This is a genomic window from Natrialba sp. PRR66 (assembly GCF_034808065.1).
Lineage (GTDB): Archaea > Halobacteriota > Halobacteria > Halobacteriales > Natrialbaceae > Natrialba > Natrialba aegyptia.
In genome coordinates this window covers 1-272 of the sequence record NZ_JAXHGN010000101.1, presented here as the reverse complement: position 1 = coordinate 272, position 272 = coordinate 1, and the positions used below count along the sequence as shown (strand labels likewise).

The following is a 272-nucleotide window of genomic DNA, read 5'->3' as shown; positions in this document are numbered from 1 at the left end:
CGCAGGAGTCCGCCGAGACGGTGTGGGCGGCGTTCGACTGTCAGCCCTGCGGCCTCGGCGCGCGCGACACGCTCCGCATCGAGGCCGGGTTCCTCCTCTCGGGGCAGGACTTCGACCGGGAGGAGAACCGGCGGAACCCGTACGAAGCGGGCGCTGGCTTCACCGTCAAGTTAGACACCGAGTTCGTCGGCCGGGACGCGCTCGAACGCGCGAAGACCGACGGCGTCGACGAAGCGTTCGTCGGCTTCGAACTCACAGAACGCGGCGTTCCG

At 69.5% G+C, this 272-nt stretch carries 1 pseudogene; it reads left to right on the top strand.

Annotated elements, in window-relative coordinates:
• Window positions 1–272, top strand: a pseudogene (locus tag SM755_RS23640) (glycine cleavage system protein T); the annotation flags it as partial.